We start from the raw sequence: 1,234 nt of genomic DNA, 5'->3' as shown, positions 1-1,234 counted from the left end.
CCGCACTGGGACGGCAACCAGGTGTGGTTCATCACCGCCGGCGGCGCGCTGTTCGCCGCCTGGCCGATGGTCTACGCCACCGCCTTCTCCGGACTGTACTGGGCGATGCTGCTGGTGCTGTTCGGCCTGTTCTGCCGTCCGGTGGGCTTCGACTACCGCAGCAAGCTGGAGAGCCAGCAGTGGCGCAGCGCCTGGGACTGGGCGCTGTTCGTCGGCGGCGCTCTGCCTGCGCTGCTGTTCGGCGTGGCCTTCGGCAACCTGTTCCTCGGCCTGCCGTTCCGCCTCGACGAGCTGATGCGGCCGTCCTACGAGGGTTCGTTCTTCGCCCTGCTGCACCCGTTCGCCCTGCTCGCCGGGCTGGTCAGCCTGAGCATGCTCTGCGCCCACGGCGGCGCCTGGCTGATGCTGCGCACCGATGCCGACCTGCAGCAGCGCTCGCGGCTGGCCACCCGGCTGTGCGCGCTGGTTTTCCTGCTGACCTTCGTCGCCGCCGGCGGCTGGCTGGTCAGCGGCATCCAGGGCTTCAGCCTGGTCGGCGGCTTCAGTGACCTGGGCGCGGCGCTCAACCCGCTGCACAAGCAGGTGAGCCTGGACAACAGCGGCTGGCTGGCCAACTACCAGCTCTACCCGCTGACCCAGGCCGCGCCCCTGCTGGGCATCGCCGGCGGGCTGCTCGCCGCGCTGGGGGCGCAGCTCAACCGCGGCGGCGTGGCCTTCCTCGGCAGCAGCCTGGCCATCGTCGGCACCATCTGCACCGCCGGCTTCGCGCTGTTCCCCTTCGTGCTGCCCTCGACGCTCGACCCGGCGTCGAGCCTGACCGTGTGGGACGCGGTATCCAGCCGCAAGACCCTGGGCATCATGCTGGTGGTGGCGGGCATCTTCGTGCCGCTGATCCTTGCCTACACCCTGTGGAGCTACCTGCGCATGTGGGGCCGGCTGACCGACAAGACCATCGAGGCCAACCCGCACGGGCTGTACTGAGGCCGCGAACTGCAGCCGAGGTCGTAGGGTGCGCCATGCGCACCATGGGGCCACGGCGAGTTTCCCGGTGCGCACGGCGCACCCTACGACAAGACGTGCCGGAGCGGCGACGCTCCGTGCCCTGGAGCTGCAGCCGAGGCCTTAGGGTGCGCCATGCGCACCATGGGGCCACGGTGGTTTTCCGGTGCGCACGGCGCACCCTACTCGATCAGTGCCCACCTGGGCCAAGGAGAACGACAGATGTGGTACTTCG

1 protein-coding gene is annotated in these 1,234 nt (G+C 69.9%); it reads left to right on the top strand.

Annotated features, from left to right (window positions below; translation table 11 throughout):
* The coding region (gene cydB, locus E5198_RS21190) for a cytochrome d ubiquinol oxidase subunit II (protein WP_136491865.1) at positions 1 to 981 on the top strand (981 nt) is incomplete at its 5' end.
* Positions 982 to 1,234: the final 253 nt, after the last annotated feature.

Source organism: Pseudomonas sp. A-1, assembly GCF_004801855.1.
Lineage (GTDB): Bacteria > Pseudomonadota > Gammaproteobacteria > Pseudomonadales > Pseudomonadaceae > Geopseudomonas.
Note: the sequence above shows the minus strand (reverse complement) of the source record. Positions and strands in the feature narration are given on the sequence as shown.